Annotated in this window: 16 protein-coding genes and 1 tRNA gene; all 17 read left to right on the top strand. The window is 37.7% G+C overall.

The window, feature by feature from the left end; translation table 11 throughout:
- The first annotated feature begins 44 nt into the window (after positions 1-44).
- The 17 genes from Q7O55_RS03055 (at position 45) to Q7O55_RS02975 (ending at position 17418) form a co-directional block, all read left to right on the top strand.
- Positions 45-1715: a formate--tetrahydrofolate ligase gene (locus tag Q7O55_RS03055; RefSeq protein ID WP_303928208.1), complete on the top strand. Its 1671-nt coding sequence runs from the start codon at positions 45-47 to the stop codon at positions 1713-1715.
- A gap of 158 nt (positions 1716-1873) precedes the next feature.
- Complete coding sequence (locus Q7O55_RS03050; protein ID WP_303928207.1) at positions 1874-2491, top strand: cyclodeaminase/cyclohydrolase family protein; 618 nt, start codon at positions 1874-1876, stop codon at positions 2489-2491.
- A gap of 180 nt (positions 2492-2671) precedes the next feature.
- Positions 2672-4000: a nucleobase:cation symporter-2 family protein gene (locus Q7O55_RS03045; protein WP_303928206.1), complete on the top strand. Its 1329-nt coding sequence runs from the start codon at positions 2672-2674 to the stop codon at positions 3998-4000.
- A 218-nt stretch (positions 4001-4218) separates the two neighbouring features.
- Positions 4219-4659: an MOSC domain-containing protein gene (locus tag Q7O55_RS03040; protein ID WP_303928204.1), complete on the top strand. Its 441-nt coding sequence runs from the start codon at positions 4219-4221 to the stop codon at positions 4657-4659.
- A 26-nt stretch (positions 4660-4685) separates the two neighbouring features.
- The gene (moaA, locus tag Q7O55_RS03035) at positions 4686-5651 is read left to right on the top strand and encodes a GTP 3',8-cyclase MoaA (RefSeq protein ID WP_303928203.1); all 966 of its coding nucleotides are present in this window, start codon (positions 4686-4688) and stop codon (positions 5649-5651) included.
- Position 5652: 1 nt separating this feature from the next.
- Complete coding sequence (locus tag Q7O55_RS03030) at positions 5653-5955, top strand: hypothetical protein (RefSeq protein ID WP_303928201.1); 303 nt, start codon at positions 5653-5655, stop codon at positions 5953-5955.
- 83 nt (positions 5956-6038) lie between these two features.
- Positions 6039-6114, top strand: a tRNA-Lys gene (locus Q7O55_RS03025).
- Positions 6115-6392: 278 nt separating this feature from the next.
- A complete protein-coding gene (locus Q7O55_RS03020; RefSeq protein WP_303928200.1) occupies positions 6393-7334 on the top strand; it encodes a Dyp-type peroxidase in 942 nt (313 codons plus the stop codon).
- Positions 7335-7517: 183 nt separating this feature from the next.
- Positions 7518-9017 carry a threonine synthase gene (gene thrC, locus Q7O55_RS03015; RefSeq protein ID WP_303928199.1) on the top strand — a complete coding sequence of 500 codons (1500 nt, stop codon included), beginning with the start codon at positions 7518-7520 and terminating at the stop codon, positions 9015-9017.
- A 184-nt stretch (positions 9018-9201) separates the two neighbouring features.
- Positions 9202-10089, top strand: a complete 888-nt coding sequence (locus tag Q7O55_RS03010; protein ID WP_303928197.1) for a DMT family transporter — start codon at positions 9202-9204, stop codon at positions 10087-10089.
- Positions 10090-10261: 172 nt separating this feature from the next.
- A complete protein-coding gene (locus Q7O55_RS03005; RefSeq protein ID WP_303928195.1) occupies positions 10262-11929 on the top strand; it encodes an ATP-dependent endonuclease in 1668 nt (555 codons plus the stop codon).
- Positions 11930-12214: 285 nt separating this feature from the next.
- The gene (mscL, locus tag Q7O55_RS03000) at positions 12215-12682 is read left to right on the top strand and encodes a large conductance mechanosensitive channel protein MscL (protein WP_004696554.1); all 468 of its coding nucleotides are present in this window, start codon (positions 12215-12217) and stop codon (positions 12680-12682) included.
- Positions 12683-12805: 123 nt separating this feature from the next.
- Positions 12806-13855: a D-glycerate dehydrogenase gene (locus tag Q7O55_RS02995; RefSeq protein WP_303928193.1), complete on the top strand. Its 1050-nt coding sequence runs from the start codon at positions 12806-12808 to the stop codon at positions 13853-13855.
- Between the two features lie 82 nt (positions 13856-13937).
- The gene (locus tag Q7O55_RS02990) at positions 13938-15626 is read left to right on the top strand and encodes a glutamine--tRNA ligase/YqeY domain fusion protein (protein ID WP_303928191.1); all 1689 of its coding nucleotides are present in this window, start codon (positions 13938-13940) and stop codon (positions 15624-15626) included.
- A 37-nt stretch (positions 15627-15663) separates the two neighbouring features.
- Positions 15664-16296: a hypothetical protein gene (locus Q7O55_RS02985; protein ID WP_303928189.1), complete on the top strand. Its 633-nt coding sequence runs from the start codon at positions 15664-15666 to the stop codon at positions 16294-16296.
- Between the two features lie 104 nt (positions 16297-16400).
- On the top strand, positions 16401-16988 hold the full coding sequence (locus tag Q7O55_RS02980; protein ID WP_369691703.1) for a DUF3793 family protein: 588 nt from the start codon (positions 16401-16403) through the stop codon (positions 16986-16988).
- Positions 16989-16998: 10 nt separating this feature from the next.
- Positions 16999-17418 carry a flavodoxin gene (locus tag Q7O55_RS02975; protein ID WP_004696544.1) on the top strand — a complete coding sequence of 140 codons (420 nt, stop codon included), beginning with the start codon at positions 16999-17001 and terminating at the stop codon, positions 17416-17418.
- Positions 17419-17603: the final 185 nt, after the last annotated feature.

Below are 17603 nucleotides of genomic sequence, written 5' to 3'. Positions count from 1 at the left end.
TTGTTATATAGTTTTTGAGCTGGCCATGGTGCCGAGGAGGCTTTATGTTAAGCGATATTGAGATTGCCCAACAGAATACAATGGAGAAGATTCAGGTTATTGCCGATAAATGTGGTTTAACATCTGATGATATTGAACAATATGGTCATTATAAAGCGAAAATTTCCTTTGATGCCATTCGCCGTTTAGAATCTAAGTCAGATGGTAAATTGGTGCTAGTCACAGCGATTACGCCAACACCAGCCGGGGAAGGTAAGTCTACAACGAGCATTGGCCTCGTACAAGGCTTACAAAAAATTGGTAAAAATGCTATCGCTACATTGCGTGAACCATCCTTAGGTCCTGTGTTTGGGATTAAAGGCGGCGCCGCAGGTGGCGGTTATGCTCAAGTTGTGCCAATGGATGATATCAATCTTCACTTTACAGGTGATATGCACGCTATTACAGCGGCTAACAATTTATTATCCGCTATGATTGATAATCACATCCATCAAGGTAATGAATTGCAAATTGACTTGCGTCAACTATCTTGGACTCGTGTTCTAGATATGAATGATCGTGCTCTTCGTAATGTGACAGTTGCACTTGGTGGTAAAGTATGTGGTTTCCCTCGGGAAGATCATTTTATGATTACTGTAGCTTCTGAAATTATGGCTATTCTTTGTTTAGCTAAGGATTTAGAAGATTTGAAAGAACGTTTTGGTCGCATCGTTATCGGTTGTAACTTAGTAGGTGATCCTGTTTATGTTCATCAACTTGGATGCCAAGGTGCGATGGCTCTCCTTATGAAAGATGCTATCAAGCCAAATCTTGTACAAACATTAGAACATACACCGGCCATCGTTCACGGTGGTCCATTTGCTAATATCGCTCATGGATGTAACTCCATTGTAGCTACAAAACTAGGGCTTAAACTTGGTGATATCGTAGTTACTGAAGCCGGCTTTGGTGCGGATTTGGGTGCTGAAAAGTTCCTTGACATCAAATGCCGCTATGGTAATATTTTCCCTGATACAATCGTTATCGTTGCCACGTTACGAGCTCTTAAAATGCATGGTGGTGTACCAAAGCAAGAACTTAATGCAGAAAATGTTGAAGCCGTTACAAAGGGGTTCAGCAATTTGCAAAAAGCCATTGAAAACATGCGTTACTTTAATGTGCCTGTATTAGTGGCAATCAATAAATTTGCCAGCGATACAGATGCAGAAATTGCAGAGTTGACTCGCTTGTGTGATGAGTTTGGCGTGCCTGTAGAACTTAATGAATGTTGGGAAAAAGGTGGCGAAGGCGGCACTGATATGGCAAAAAAAGTCGTAGAGTTACTTGAGGGTCCTAAGCCAGCACCTAAATTCGTATATGATTTGGAAGATAGTTTAGAGGATAAAGTTAATAAAATCGTTAAAACTATTTATGGTGGCGATGGAGTTATCTTTACGGACAAAGCCAAAAAGCAAATTAAACAATTAGCAGATTGGGGACTGGATCGTTTGCCTGTATGTATGGCGAAAACGCAATATTCCTTATCTGATAATCCAGCATTATTAGGGGCTCCAACAGGATTCACTATTACTGTATCCGATATTCGTGTTGCCAATGGGGCAGGCTTTATTGTATGTCGTACAGGTGATGTAATGGTAATGCCAGGCCTTCCTAAACGTCCTGCTGCTCTTAATATGGATATTGAAGCAGACGGCACAATTAAAGGCTTATTTTAATAGATATTGTTTATAGTAGAACGTTTCTTAACTGGAGATTTATAGTGTCTGCTATAATTAGTTATATTTTTATTGTGTTCAATATTTGTAGATTTTTATAGTAATTACAAAGCGATAACAAGACATATCTTGTTATCGCTTTTACATGAGGCCTTGTTATGAAATTAGTGGAACAACGAGTGATAGATTTTGTCGCTGCTACTGCATCTAAAGAGCCAACACCAGGTGGTGGTGCTATTGCAGCACTAACTGCCGCAACAGGTGCGGCTTTAGCAGAAATGGTAGCAAACCTTACATTTGGTAAAAAAGGTTATGAAGCGGTTCAGACCGAAATGGAGGAGCTTCAAGCTAAAGCAGAAGCGATTCGCGAGCGCATGCTCGAATTATCTCAAGCTGATGCGGATGTATTTAATATCTTTATGAACGCATTAGGATTGCCAAAGAATACAGATGAAGAAAAGGCTGCGCGTACAGCTGCTATTCAACAAGCATACAAAGATGCTGCTATGGTACCTTTTGAAATTGGAGAATTAGCGAATCAAATATTTGATTTAGCAGAACTAGCCTCTCGTAAGGGTAATCAAAACCTTATTACAGATGGTATTATTGCGGCTATTAATGCGCGTGCTGCGGTGAAATCGGCTTTTTTGAATGTGCGTATTAATTTATCTGGTATTAAAGATGAAAGTTTTGTAGCAGAACTAACATCTAAGATGTATGCCATTGAAAAAGATCTTGATGATAAAGAGTCGGCTATCATAGGGCTATATGAATAATAAGACATTATAATATAAATCGAATAATATAACCGAGCAAACTATAAAAGTTCGGGAAATAATATAAAGAGAGTCTATTAATACATATAAAATAATAGACTCTCTTTTTTCTATTGTTAAAATCCGAACGATAGTGTAAAATAAATGGGTGATATTTCGAGATTTTATGTAGGAGACATTATGACAGATCAAAAACAAATGAATACGGTCGATAGCATGCTGCCCATACCACAGCTCTTTGCCTTTGGTTTACAGCATGTACTTGCCATGTATGCTGGAGCTGTTGCGGTACCGATTATTGTGGCACAGGCGATGAATTTACCGGTGGAGGATTTGATTCGACTTATTACAGCAGACTTGTTTACCTGTGGCATTGCGACCTTAATTCAAACATTAGGCTTCGGTAATATAGGTGGGCGTATCCCTATGATTCAAGGTGTTACCTTTGCATCTGTCGGCCCTATGACTATGATTGGGGCACAGCATGGTATGACTGCCATTTACGGTGCCATTATTGTAGCAGGTTTATTTACCTTTCTAGTAGCTCCATTCTTTAGTCGTCTAATTCGATTGTTTCCACCGGTTGTAACGGGGACGATAATCACCCTTATTGGTATTAACTTGATGCCAGTTGCTATTAACTGGATGGGGGGCGGTGTAGGAAATCCAGAATTTGGAAGTTATACGAACATAGGGCTTGGATTTCTTACGTTCTTAATTGTTGTATTGGTATACAAGTTTACTAAAGGTTTCTTAAGTAATCTTTCTGTATTAATAGGTTTGATTGCAGGTACAGCGATAGCTTTTGCAATGGGCGTTGCTAATTTTGATGAAGTTGGTCAATCTCAATGGGTTGCTTTCATAGAACCATTCTATTTTGGCTTTCCTACATTTGATTGGGCTTCAGTGCTATCTATGATTATCGTAATGCTTGTTGTCATGGTAGAGACGACAGGTGATAGTATTGCTATCGGTGAAATCGTAGATAAACCCATTGGTCGCAAGGAATTAGCCTCTATTATTCGCGCCGATGGTATTTCCACTGTAATTGGTGGTATCCTTAATAGCTTCCCATATACGGCATTTGCTCAAAACGTTGGTCTTATTGCTGTAACAGGTGTTAAAAGCCGATTTGTAGTAGCTGCATCTGGAGTGATCTTAATTTTGTTAGGTTTATTTCCTAAATTAGCGGCTATTGTTGCTAGTATCCCAAATGCAGTACTTGGTGGTGCTGGCATTGCTATGTTTGGCATGATTGTAGCCAGTGGTATTCGCTCTCTTGGTAAGGTTAGCTTTGATGGTAATCATAACTTGATGCTAGTTGCTATTAGTATCGGTGTAGCTATGGTTCCCATTGCGGCACCAAATTTTTACGCTAACTTCCCTGATTGGGCACAAATTATTTTAAAATCTGGTATTACCTTTGGTAGTATTACGGCAATCTTGCTTAACTTATTACTCAATGGTGTTAATCATGGCGATGAAATCCAAGAAATGGGTCGTCGCTAAATAATATATACGAGAACTCTATTCCTATAGAATAGAGTTCTTTTTAGTGATTAAATTCACAGGGAAAATGTATGAATACTATGCTATAATATATAGATAATTGTAGAACTATTTTCGGTACTTTTACCAAAATGAGAATTCTCAGTTTAAATTTACAATTATATGTTCATATAAAGTTATGTATATATGGTATATTCCCATAAGAAGGGAAGGGCTAGATGGCAGACGGAAAAATTATTGCTATCTCCATTAGTGAGCGAAAAGGACAAAAGAAACATAATATAGAAACTGCTAATCTCATTGTAGATCATGGGATGGAAGGCGATGCGCACGCAGGTAATTGGCACCGCCAAATCAGCTTACTTGGCATTGCGAGTATTGATCATATGCGAGCACAAGGGGCAGATGTCAAACCTGGTGATTTTGCAGAGAATATCACCGTTGAAGGCATGGTGCTTTATGAATTAGCGGTAGGTACCCAATTACAAATGGGTGCTGATGTAATTCTTGAAATTACACAGATTGGCAAGGAATGCCATCATGGTTGTGAAATCATGAAACAAGTTGGTTCTTGTATCATGCCTACACAAGGTATCTTTGGTAAGGTTCTTAAAAACGGTACGATTCGCGTAGGTGATGAAGTATCTATTATTAAATAATTTTGAATTGGTAAACGAGGTGTGTTATGAAAGACGCATGGGGCCGTACAATTGAATATGTACGTCTGTCGCTGACAGATGCGTGTAATTTTTGTTGTCCCTATTGTCGACCTGCAGAAATTACGCCTCAAAGTCAAACACAACTATTGTCTGTTGATGAGTGGATGAAAATATTAGGGGCTTTTCATCATATTGGTGTGAAGGCGGTACGCCTCACAGGTGGTGAGCCATTACTCTATCCTCATATTGAAGAGCTACTAAGTCGTATCAAAGAATCAGATTGGTTTGAAGATATCTCTATGACTACCAATGGCAGTTTATTAGCCTCACGAGCGCAACGGTTAAAAAAACTTGGCTTGAATCGTGTAAATATCAGTTTGGACTCTCTTGAAAGTGAAGCCTTTGCTACCTGTGTAGGTAAAGATGGTCAACTTGAGTCTGTGCTAGATGGCATACGTAGTGCTATTAATGCTAACTTTAAATCCGTTAAGATTAATACCGTTTTATCTCGTTATTGGTCTGATGATGAAGTTAAGGCTTTGTTGCAGTATGTAGAGAAATGGCCTGTTGTATGGCGGTTCATTGAATACATGCCGTTTCAAGGTGACGCATTTCATGGCCCTACCTTTGATGAATGGAAGGCTCAATTAGAACGCGTTAGTGGCGGATCTCTCACAGAGGTTCATTCTATTTATGGCTTTGGACCAGCTACATATTTGGCACTACCTAGTGGTAAGGCTGTGGGCTTTATTTTTTCTATGTCTCATAGTTATTGTGATACCTGCAATCGTGTGCGCCTTACATCTGATGGCCAAATGCGATTGTGCTTGTTGCGAGATGATGAGGCTGACCTTGTATCGCTCGTGCGCAATGGTGCCTCAGAAGAGGCTTTAGCTAAGCATATCGAACGTGCTTTGCAACGAAAACAAGAACGACATGATGGCATAGGTATGGAGCAACCAGAACGACCAATGTGGCGAATCGGAGGGTAGTATGGGATTTTTTGATTTTTTAAAACCAAGATCAAAGGAAAATATTGAATCATGCTGGTCTGGAGGCAAGATGCTTCAAGTCCATATAGAATACAATACACAAGAAACCGTATTTACTTATTTTGGTCGTTATGGTTTACAGTTTAGCGTTCCTAAGTCTAACTTAACGAATGTTATTGTTAAAGAAGTAAGCCGCACTCATAGTGTGCTTCAACTATATAGTGGTGAAGATTGCGTCGGGACTAGTGATTTGCTCCCTACTGAGGCCTGTAATATTATGAAAGATTGGGTATTACAATATTAATAATATTAATGTTGATATTTTATAGGAGTGTAATAAATATTCTTTACATTCCTATAAAATAGGCATATAATTAATCATGTCATGGACCACTAGCTCAGCTGGCAGAGCACCTGACTCTTAATCAGGGTGTCCAGGGTTCGAACCCCTGGTGGTCCACCAGAGTAAAGAACTCACATTTTGTGTGAGTTCTTTTTTTGTAAATAATTTTTATTTACCTTTTATATATCTTTTTAGACTTTACATATTTATTTACATGGTTAATATACGTTGTGGTTTAATCTTATCTTTTCCTAAATGAGTAGTCATTGCTGTAATTAAGTTTATGAATTTTGACATTAATAGAATACGACATTGATACAATAATATATTTTATAGACAGTAAAATTATAATAGCTTATGATGGCTGTATAATAGTTTTTCTCATTAGGAGGTACCAAATGGCAGAAGATGTTTCTAGAACACAAGATGTGTATAAAGATGCTGGACAAAGTGTCAACTTCACTACTTTGTTATTAAATCGTAAAGATCATGAGGCAGAACTTGAAGTGATTCAAGATATGGCAGATCGTATTCAAGCCATTAAACGTTCTGTTAGTATTCGTGCTAATGGTGAAGGATGGGGCATTGCTTTTGGCTTTAGCTGTAAAGCCTGGGGTTATTTGTTCCCTAATGCACCGGTACCAAAAGAGTTAGAAGATTTTCAAGGCATAAAAGGTGATAAACAAGACGTACCAGCTGTTGCAGCTGATTTATTCTTGCATGTTCGCTCCAATGATGAATCTGTTACTTATACTGTAGTGGATCAAATTATGGGGTTTTTACGTCCTATTACATCTGTGGTAGATGAAACTCATGGCTTCCACTACGAACAAGGTCGTGCGATTATTGATTTTGTTGATGGTACGGAAAACCCTGTTGGACAAGAGACTGTAGAGTGGGGCGTTATTGGTAATGAAGATCCTGAATTCACTAACGGCTCTTATGCATTTGCACAAAAATATGAACATGATCTTGATGCATGGCGTGCACTTCCCACAGAAATGCAAGAAAAATTCATTGGTCGCAGTAAATTTAGCGATATTGGATTAGAGGATGATGAAAAAGATCCGGCAGCTCACAATGTAGTGGCTCAAGATAATCGTGATGACGAAGAACACAAAGTCGTTCGTATGAATGTTCCATTTGTTCAACCAGGACATGGCGTACGTGGTACATATTTCATCGGTTATGCTCGTTACTGGGATGTAACTAAAACAATGCTTACCAATATGTTTACGCAAAACGATAAATTGCTTGATTACTCTAAACCTATTACTGGCATGTTATTCTTCATCCCATCTCTTGATACATTGGATGCTATTGCGGAAGGTGAACTATAACCGAATTCTGATTAATATTGGAAAGCTGTATATTCACTTAATTAGTTAGTAATATTTGGTTTTATCTATTAGATTAAAATTTATTATATAATTCTATAGAAAGCGCCCCAAGTGGGCGCTTTTATGCTATAATAAATCTATTAAACTCGTAAAAATCCATTGTAGTTATGAATGAGGTATTCCATGAATTATACTAGCACCCGAGGTACCGTTGCGGTAAATGAAACATATGCATTGTTGCACGGATTAGCAGAGGATGGTGGTCTATATGTACCATCTTTATTTCCTACAAACTGCTTAACTTACAATGATGTGAAAGATAAAAACTACCAAGAAGTAGCAGCCGTTGTTTTAGCAAAGTTGTTTCCATGCTTTTCCGAAGCTCATTTAAATGAAATGATTAATTCTGCTTACTGCGATGCTAATTTCAGCACTCGCGATATTGCACCATTACACTCTTTATTGGAAAAAGTTTCCGTATTGGAACTATTCCATGGCCGCACACAAGCTTTTAAAGATATGGCATTATCCTTATTTCCATACCTTTTAGTAGCTGCTAAGGAGGCTGAGGGCGAGAAAAAAGAAGTACTTATCTTAACTGCTACCTCTGGTGATACTGGTAAGGCGGCTCTTGAAGGATTCAAGGATGTACCGGGAACTCATATTCAAGTATTCTATCCAACTGATGGCGTTAGTCCTATGCAAGCGGAACAAATGCAAAAACAAGAAGGGGAGAATGTTAATGTTACGGCTATTTATGGCAACTTTGACGATGCTCAGCAATTCTTGAAGCGCCTCTTTGTTGATAAAGCGACTGCAGAAGAAGTCGCTGAAAAAGGAGTTATGTTCTCCAGTGCGAACTCTATCAATATCGGTCGCTTAGCGCCACAAGTGGTTTACTATGTAAGTGCCTATGCTGAACTGGTTGCACAAGGTGCAATCCACGAAGATGAAGCTTTCAACGTTGTAGTTCCAACAGGTAACTTCGGTAATATCTTGGCTGCTTACTATGCTAAAAAAATGGGTATTCCTATCGGCAAATTGATTTGTGCATCTAATCAAAATAACGTACTTACTGACTTCTTTGAAAACGGTACATACGATATGAACCGCCCATTCTATACGACAATTTCTCCATCTATGGATATTCTTGAGTCCTCCAACTTCGAACGATTCTTGTACTATATATCTGGTGAAGATAGCGAACGTACAGCTGGCTGGATGAAAGATCTTAAAGCCACAGGTAAATTAACTGTTAACGAAGAAGAACTAAAACGCGTTAAGGCAACCTTTGCTGGTGCCTACGTTGATGATGAAGAAACAAAAGCAATCATTGAACAAGTATATAATTCTTATGGTTATGTAATGGATCCTCATACGGCGGTTGCTATGGGGGCGTATATGAAGGAGTTGGAGAAGCATCCTGAAGATGGCGCTCGTCATACAGTGATTGCATCTACAGCACATCCGTTTAAATTTCCTACACCAATCTGTGAGGCATTGGATATCAAGGTAGGTGAGACTCCTTATGAAAGCTTAGATAATATTTCTGCTGTAACGGGTGTTGCCTTCCCTAAACAATTGGAAGCGTTGCAATCTAAACCATTGCGCTTTACAAAAGCAATCGACAAAGAGAATATGAAACAAGAAATCTTAGACTTTGTAGATACATTCTCTAAATAATACAATGCCGCCTTTCATTAGAAAGGCGGCATATCTATATGTTTCTTATTGAGTAATCATTTTTTCATTAAATTAACATTCATCATATATGATATGAAATTTTGTTAGTATTTATTGATGTATCCATTATTTATAGAAATATGGGGTTATAATTATATAGAGAAATATAATTATAGGAGGGGCTATGGCTAAAAAGGGCCTTATATATGCATTGTTATCCGCACTTTTATTTAGTACGATGAATGTATTCGTAAAACTGTTAGGGACAAATATTCCACCTGGGGAGATCGCTTTTGCCCGTGGGTTCTTTGGGACTGTTGCGGTGCTCATTATCATGTATGTGAAGGGCATCCGATTTTCAAAAGAGGATCGGGGGCTCCTCGTCATGCGTGGCTTATACGGCGGTTTTGGTATGGTATGTAATTTCATAGCATTGGTACACATAAAATTATCTGATGCAACAATTCTATTTCAAACGACAGGAATATTTGTTTTTATCTTTAGCGCTCTATTTCTGAAGGAATCGATACCTAAAGGGGCTGGTAAATGGCTTGGAGTCATTTTGATTGCTGTCTTAGTAATGGTAAATCCTTTTAGTTATGAATCATTTTCTTGGTATGCATTGGTAGCAATTTTAGGTGCTGCTTTAGCTGCAGCGGCCTATACGACGATACGAACTATTAGTAAACGCGGAGAACATAGTAATTTTGAAATCATGGCCTATTTCATGATTACTGGCATGATTGCGGGCCTCGTCACTACTGATAAGCTCGTTATGCCTCAAGGTACAGATTGGCTTATTATCTTCGCTATCGGTGGTATTAGTGTAGTGGCTCAGTTTTTCTTGACTGGCGCCTTTGTTACGACCAATGCTGTAGTGGCTCAATTCTTGCAATACGTTGGCGTATTTATTAGTTCCTTCTATGGTTTTTTGATTTTTGGTGAAAGCTTATCCATAGCAACAGTAGGAGCTGGTATTGCTATGTTTATATCCTCTGTCATGTTGGCACGTCTTAAAGAACAGAGTGGTCCATTAAGAGAGGGCAAAGTCATAGAGGATAAAATTAAATAAATGTCGAATATATACAGTATCAGACTGTATATGACAGTGGGGGTGCTGATTACATTCGTGATTGGCACCTTTTTACATAAAAGATAAAATACAGGGGTATTAGTTAGTGATTTATTGTAATGAAATATACTAGAGCTTTTTCATTTTGAAAGTAGCTACAGACGGAGGAGCTATGTATATAAAATGGATGCATATTGAAAACTATAGGAACTTAGCGGATGTAACGTTGAGCTTTCATAATGATATTAATTATTTTGTCGGTGAGAATGCGGTAGGTAAGTCTAATTTTTTAGATCTCTTAGAAATTATCATGGAGTGCCATGGGTTTGTTGAAAGTGATTTTACGGATGTAAATAAGCCTATTCGCATTGACTTTGAAATCTCTCTAGGTGAGTTAAATTATAAAAGCATGTTTACTGCTAATGAGGGACCGACCTATCGTTTGCGACTTGAACAAGTTGTACAAGAGGTATATCCACGATTATGTAGGGTTACGGACGAAGGCATTGAGCCTATGGCATTGTCTATGATTCGTCATGCTTTATATGTGTGTCATCGCGACACCTCAGAGCAGGAACTGTTTTCTATACCGTCCTCTATATATGTAGAATTAGGACAGCTATTACAAGCTTATGTGTCTCGATTAGAAATGCCTACTGATGATTTTCAGCGTGAAATTGTTAGTTTACGTAAGGATTTAGATCCTTACTGTATGCTCAATATTCAACATCTTGTAGAGGTATTGTCTACATCCTCCGCTATGGAACGTAAGTATTCTGCTGATAATGTACGATTGATTATGGCTGTGGCTCTCAAGATTTTGGCTCAAATTTATATGAAAGTGAGTAGTGCAACTACAAATTTAGAATCTTTACTCGTATATGATGCAAAGGGACACAAGTTTTTACCAATCTTTATAAGTGTGGATGAGCCTGAGCTACATTTAAGTCCGTATTTGCAACGGGCTGTGCTCAATTATTACCGTCAAATTGCAACTAATGAAAATGAAGAGTTTTTAGCATTGCTGCGAGATATTTTTAAAATAGATGGATTATTAGGACAGCTCTTTGTGGTTACTCACAGTACGGATGCACTAGTTGACGATTATCGTCATATTATTCGGCTTTATCGGGATGAAAATAATATGGTTTGTGCAGCGTGTGGAGTTACTTTCAATTTCCCTAAAGAGGTAGAGAAACACTTGATTATGCATTTTCCTGAGGCAAAAGAGGCTCTATACGCTCGGTGTATTATCATCGTAGAAGGGGAGACTGAGTACGGTAGCTTTACAGGCTTTGGTAAAAAATTAGGCGTGGACTTTGACTATTTTGGAATCTGTCTTATCAACGCTCGGGGCGAGTCCTCTATCAGTAAATTGCAAAAATTGTTTAATAGATTCTCTATTCCAACAGTAGCCCTCTATGATCGAGACGTAGAGGGAAAATATGCAAAAGCACATAGCAATATATTCTATACGGAGGAAATCTGTTTTGAAATGGATTTTGTATCGTATTTACTTGCGATGCATAAGCGTTCCATAATGGATGCCATCATCAAGGACATTATTGATGACGCTCGTCCGATGGTAACAAAGGATATGGCGCGGCGTGGTTATGCTAAATTAGGTATTACTAAAAGCCAAATTGTACAACGATGTTTACCAAATATTTCGGATCGTAAGTTGGATGATTTACATATCTATTACTTCTCTTGGTTTTATGCTAATAAAGGAGTAATTGTAGGGCGTCGTATAAGTCAATTTTTAGAAGCTTCTATGATACCTCCTGCGTTTATCGCCGTAATAGAGCGTGCTAAACTTCTTTCGCTGGGTTTAGGTTGATGGAGCCAATACATTATTACATCTAATTAATAGAGTCTAACCAAAGTTTTGTTAGACTCTATTTTTTAGGAGGTAACATAGCGTTTTAGAGTGTAAGCATAGGAAATATGGTGTAAAAAATACGCATAATAAGCGATTTATTACAATAATAGATAGAATTATGAAAAACTATATTAACTAAATTTTAAAAACTACATCGAAATTTCTTGACATCTTTTTATCTTTATTTTATGATTAGTACTGTTATTAATGTATTCTCAATTAAACGTATCTAGGAGTATGAAAATGAAAGACTTTTTAAACGACTTTAAAGCATTTGCTTTCAAAGGCAATATGATGGACCTAGCTATTGGTATGATTATTGGTGCTGCTTTCACAGCATTGGTTAATTCTGTTGTAAACAACCTATTTATGCCTGTTCTCAGTGTATTCACAGGTGGTATTGATTTTAGTAATTTGTACTTGCCATTGAGCACAGGTTCTAAAGATGCATTCATGGCTGGTGCTGATATTGCTACAGCTCGTGCAGCTGGATCTGTATTGCCATATGGTACATTTATTACTGATTTGATTCAATTCTTGATTTTGGCATTTGTTGTATTCTTGATGGTTCGTGGTTTGGCTAAAATGATGAAATCTGCGAAAGAAGAGGAAGTGGCAGAAGCACCTACAACGAAAGAATGTCAATTCTGTAAATCTGAAATCAATATCAATGCAGTTAAATGCCCTAACTGTACTGCAGATTTGAACTAGTTCAAATTTAAATTATACATAAAAGGAGTGAGGTTTTGACCTTACTCCTTTTTGTTGTATTACGTTAGTTTTCTAGTATAAAATATAATTATAATATATAGAATTTTTTAGGGAGGGATATACATGGAAAAGAAACCTCTAGTAGTAGTAAATGGACTGGTTCGCAAAGATGCGATTGCATATTTAAAAGAGCATGTAGATGTGCGCCAATGGACTGAAAAAACAGTAATGCCTCGTGAGACTTTGAAGGAATGGCTCGTTGATGCAGATGGGCTATGGTCTGTAAGACCTTTAGATGTAGATGGAGATCTCGTTAAAAATGCACCGAATTTAAAGGTTATAGCACAAGCGGCCGTAGGTTATGATAATGTAAATATTGATGAACTAACAGCGGCAGGTATTCCTTATGGCAATACGCCAGGTGTTCTCAATGAAACGGTAGCAGAACTTGCATTTACGTTGATTGCCACGGCTAGTCGTCGTATTATAGAAAATGCTAACTTTGTAAAAGACGGTCGTTGGGCTCAAAGACCTTCTAATATTAAGGGCTTTGATTTAAGTCGCCGTACCCTTGGTATTATTGGTATGGGCGCTATCGGTGTATCTATCTCACGTCGCGCTCGTGCCTTTGGCATGACCGTTGTATACCATAATCGCAACCAGCGTATAGATGATAAAATTCATAAAACAACTTATATGGAGCTAGATGACCTTTTAGCTACTAGTGATGTAGTTTGTGTAATGGCTCCATTAACAGATGAAACTTATCACATGTGCGATGAAGCGTTCTTCAAGAAAATGAAGAATACTGCATTATTCGTTAACGTTGGTCGTGGTCCTATTGTAGATACGGATGCGCTCATTAATGCACTTAAAACAGGTGAAATCGATTATGCGGCGCTGGATGTAACAGATCCAGAACCACTACCTGCTGATCATCCATTGTTAGAGGTAGAAAACTGCCTTATCGTACCACATATTGGTTCTTACACAGATAGAACTCGTTATGACATGTCTATTTTGACAGCGGATAATATCATTGCCGGCGTTCATAAGAAACCGTTAAAAACATGTGTGAATGAAGAAGTAAACTACAAGAAACCTCAAATGGATGTAGAGTCTGCGCTAGAAGAGCTTAAAAAGGCTGGTGTTGATTTAACTGATTTCGACTAAAAGTACAAGACATTAAAAGATATGCGGTTTTATACAAAGTATGGTAAAATAAAAGAATATTTTTCCTATGGAGGTAAGAACGTTGGAACATAAAGACATTGAAAAAGATGTAGCTCCTGAAGAAGTTGTATCTGTTAACTTTATTGAAGCTATTATCAACAAAGATAACGAAACTGGCAAATACGGTGGCCGTGTATTGACTCGTTTTCCACCAGAACCAAATGGTTACTTGCATATTGGACATGCTAAATCTATTTGCCTAAACTTTGGTATTGGTAAACAATACAATGGTTTAACAAATCTTCGCTTTGATGATACAAATCCTGTAAAAGAAGATGTCGAATATGTAAACTCCATCATGGAAGACGTTAAATGGCTTGGATTTGATTGGAATGAAGACCCACGCTATGCATCTGATTATTTTGACCAAATGTATGAGTATGCTAAGAAATTAATCACCCTTGGCAAGGCTTATGTAGATGATCAAACTGCAGATGAAATTAAACAAAATCGCGGCGATTTCTCTACTCCTGGTGTCAATAGTCCATACCGTGATCGTAGTGTAGAAGAAAATTTGATGCTCTTCGAAGAAATGAAGGCTGGCAAATATAAAGATGGGGAAAAGGTATTGCGTGCAAAAATCGATATGGCGCATCCTAATATCGTAATGCGTGATCCTGTTATTTATCGTATTGTAAATACAGAGCATCATAATACGGGTAATGAGTGGAAAATTTATCCTATGTATGATTTTGCCCATCCTATTGAAGATGCTATTGAACGCATTACGCATTCTATTTGTACATTAGAATTTGAAGTTCACCGTCCATTATATGATTGGGTGTTAGAGGAATGGGATGATACTGAAATTCCTCAACAAATTGAGTTTGCTCGTTTGAATGTAACTAAAATGGTTATGTCCAAACGTAAATTGCGTGCTCTTGTTGAGGCAGGCCTTGTAGCTGGTTGGGATGATCCTCGTATGCCGACAATTTCAGGTTTGCGCCGCCGTGGTTATACACCGGAATCTATTCGTGATTTCTGTGAGCGCATTGGTGTAGCGAAGGCGGATAGCGTTGTAGATATTGCGTTGCTTGAGTTCTGTATTCGAGAGGACTTGAAACTTAAAGCTAAACGCCCTATGGTTGTGGTAGATCCTGTAAAGGTTATTATTACAAATTATCCAGAAGGCAAAACAGAACTTTGTACAGTTGAAAATAATCCTGAAAATGAAGAACTTGGTAATCGTGAAGTTGTATTTGGCCGTGAAATTTATATCGAACGCAGTGACTTTATGGAAGAACCAGTTAAGAAATTTTTCCGCTTAGCACCAGGCAAAGAAGTACGCTTGAAAGGAGCTTACTTTATTACATGCACGGATGTTATTAAAGATGAAAATGGTAATATTACAGAAATTCACTGTACATATGACCCTGAAACTAAGAGCGGTAGCGGTTGTACACGTAAGGTTAAGGGCACATTACATTGGGTTGAAGCATCTACTGCAGTAGATATTGAATCCCGTTTATATGATTACCTGCTCAAAGAAGATTCTGATGGCAAGGATTTCTTAGGTGATTTCAATCATGAGTCTTTACAAGTATTCAACAGTAAAGGTGAGGTAAGTCTTGCTACAACTGTACCAGGGGATCATTTCCAATTTTTGCGTCAAGGTTACTTTGTAACTGATAAAGATAGTACTTCAGACCATATTGTAGTGAACCGTATTGTTGGTTTACGCGATAGTTGGGCTAAGGCACAAAAAAAATAGCATAACGCATTATATTAATGCTTTCATGAGGAGAAAAATGAAAAAAATAGTACTACTTGCTACGGTAGCGGCTGTGTTGGTATCTATGCCTGCTACGGGTTCCGCAGCGAACATCAAGTCCATTTTAAATAGAAGTCAAACTGTAACATATCAAGGTGTTAAATTGCCTGAAGGCGTTACTATGTATCAAAATAATCCTAAAGCATTGTTTGCTGGGGAGGGTAAAAAAGATATTAAGTCTGTACTTCTTGAGGCGGGCGCATCTTCTGCGGATGTATATACATTAAATATTAAAAACGAGAATGAAATGCAATATGCTATTTATGCTAATGTTGTGTTAGGAAAACAATTATCCAGTCGCATGAGTGAAGCAAAGCATATGAATACAGATTCTTCATCTCTTGGAGCATTAGCAGCTGCTATTAACAATGGCGATAGCCCTATACTTGGTACTTTCACGGTAATAAATCCATTAGTAAAACAAGGCAATGCCTATGAAGGTACATTGAAATATAAAAGTATAGCTAATAATAATTCTTATAATGAGATATTACATATTAGTATTTCTGAAGATAAATATACAGGACCAAATGCTCATTTAATCGTTGTTGATGAAGCTAATGATAGTGTTGTATTCCCTAAAGTTAAAGGTTTATTACATACCAAATAATAAATAATTATTGAAAATACATATCAATTATTCTTGACAATTTTTCTCATCAAGAGTACTATGAGCCTATAGGAATTATTCTCATTAGAGGAAATTCTAACGATGTGCAACAGGCAGGTACTATTATGATGAATTCAATTGACCATATCATTGGATATTATTGTGCACCGGCAATTCGAGGTATTAAGCTATCGAACTTGGTTTCTATTCCACGGGACATGAATGAACAAATCCAATTTGTATTGACAGAATATAATAAAGCGTTCAATGAAAAAGGATTGTTCTTTTTTGAATTATGTCGTTGTAAAGCGAGAAGACTATTATTGGTATTCCGTGAGAAGAAATTAAGAGACTATGTACGCCAACCTGCGGTGATGTCATTTTTGAAAGCCTACGGTTATCATGATCGAATGAGCATTATGGAGATGCTTGAACATCTTAGATATCGTATGGAAGTAAGCCTTGAGTTTCCACATGAAATCGGCATTTTTCTAGGTTACCCATTAAAGGATGTGAAATGTTTTATTTCTTATCGTGGTGGAGGATACCGAATGTGCGGAGAGTGGAAGGTTTACCATGATGTGGTAAATGCGCAACGCTCTTTTTTGTGTTACAAAGCATGTCGTGAATTTTGTCAAACTCAATTGATGTTGGGAAAAACATTTAATTCATTGGTCGCAAGAACGGCCTAGGAGGTACAAGATGATTGGTGTAATTTTTTGGTCCGGTACAGGCAATACAGAACGCATGGCTTATGAAGTAGCTGAAGGTATTAAAGCTGCAGGTCAAGAAGTTGAAGTAAAATCCGTTTCTGAAGTATCTGTTGATGAAGCAGCAGCTTATGAAAAATTAGCTCTTGGTTGTGCTGATATGGGTGCAGAACAATTAGAAGAAGGCGAATTTGAACCATTCTACACTGAACTAGAAGGCAAGTTGAGTGGTAAAAAAATAGCGATCTTTGGCTCCTATGGTTGGGGTGGCACTTGGTTGGAAGACTGGGGCACTCGAATTAAAGATGCTGGTGGCGAATTAGTAGCTGATGGCGTAGCAATCTTGGGCGAACCTGATGATGATGGTAATGCACAATGCCAAGAATTAGGTAAAACATTAGCAAATGCTTAATTTGATTTCAACTACTAAATAAATACTAATAGTTAATAATAAAAAGGCTGTAATGACGATAATTCGTTATTACAGCCTTTTTTCATGTACTTATGATTGATATGATAAAGCAAAGGTCATTAAAAATTTTAGCTTAATTGTAGAATGAAATTGAACAACTAAAAAATCCATAGTGAACCTTGTGT

This window comes from Veillonella parvula, assembly GCF_945949885.1.
In the GTDB taxonomy this organism is placed as follows: domain Bacteria; phylum Bacillota; class Negativicutes; order Veillonellales; family Veillonellaceae; genus Veillonella; species Veillonella parvula_B.
This window is presented reverse-complemented; position numbering and strand designations above follow the sequence as displayed.

What these genes read in the sequence shown, in the direction of transcription:
- Q7O55_RS03010 (WP_303928197.1), top strand. Translation starts at nt 9,202, where the DNA reads ATGGCTAAAAAGGGCCTTATATATGCATTGTTATCCGCACTTTTATTT.
- Q7O55_RS03020 (WP_303928200.1), top strand. Translation starts at nt 6,393, where the DNA reads ATGGCAGAAGATGTTTCTAGAACACAAGATGTGTATAAAGATGCTGGA.
- Q7O55_RS02975 (WP_004696544.1), top strand. Translation starts at nt 16,999, where the DNA reads ATGATTGGTGTAATTTTTTGGTCCGGTACAGGCAATACAGAACGCATG.
- Q7O55_RS03040 (WP_303928204.1), top strand. Translation starts at nt 4,219, where the DNA reads ATGGCAGACGGAAAAATTATTGCTATCTCCATTAGTGAGCGAAAAGGA.
- Q7O55_RS03050 (WP_303928207.1), top strand. Translation starts at nt 1,874, where the DNA reads ATGAAATTAGTGGAACAACGAGTGATAGATTTTGTCGCTGCTACTGCA.
- Q7O55_RS03055 (WP_303928208.1), top strand. Translation starts at nt 45, where the DNA reads ATGTTAAGCGATATTGAGATTGCCCAACAGAATACAATGGAGAAGATT.
- Q7O55_RS02985 (WP_303928189.1), top strand. Translation starts at nt 15,664, where the DNA reads ATGAAAAAAATAGTACTACTTGCTACGGTAGCGGCTGTGTTGGTATCT.
- Q7O55_RS02995 (WP_303928193.1), top strand. Translation starts at nt 12,806, where the DNA reads ATGGAAAAGAAACCTCTAGTAGTAGTAAATGGACTGGTTCGCAAAGAT.
- mscL (WP_004696554.1), top strand. Translation starts at nt 12,215, where the DNA reads ATGAAAGACTTTTTAAACGACTTTAAAGCATTTGCTTTCAAAGGCAAT.
- Q7O55_RS03005 (WP_303928195.1), top strand. Translation starts at nt 10,262, where the DNA reads ATGTATATAAAATGGATGCATATTGAAAACTATAGGAACTTAGCGGAT.
- thrC (WP_303928199.1), top strand. Translation starts at nt 7,518, where the DNA reads ATGAATTATACTAGCACCCGAGGTACCGTTGCGGTAAATGAAACATAT.
- Q7O55_RS03030 (WP_303928201.1), top strand. Translation starts at nt 5,653, where the DNA reads ATGGGATTTTTTGATTTTTTAAAACCAAGATCAAAGGAAAATATTGAA.
- Q7O55_RS03045 (WP_303928206.1), top strand. Translation starts at nt 2,672, where the DNA reads ATGACAGATCAAAAACAAATGAATACGGTCGATAGCATGCTGCCCATA.
- moaA (WP_303928203.1), top strand. Translation starts at nt 4,686, where the DNA reads ATGAAAGACGCATGGGGCCGTACAATTGAATATGTACGTCTGTCGCTG.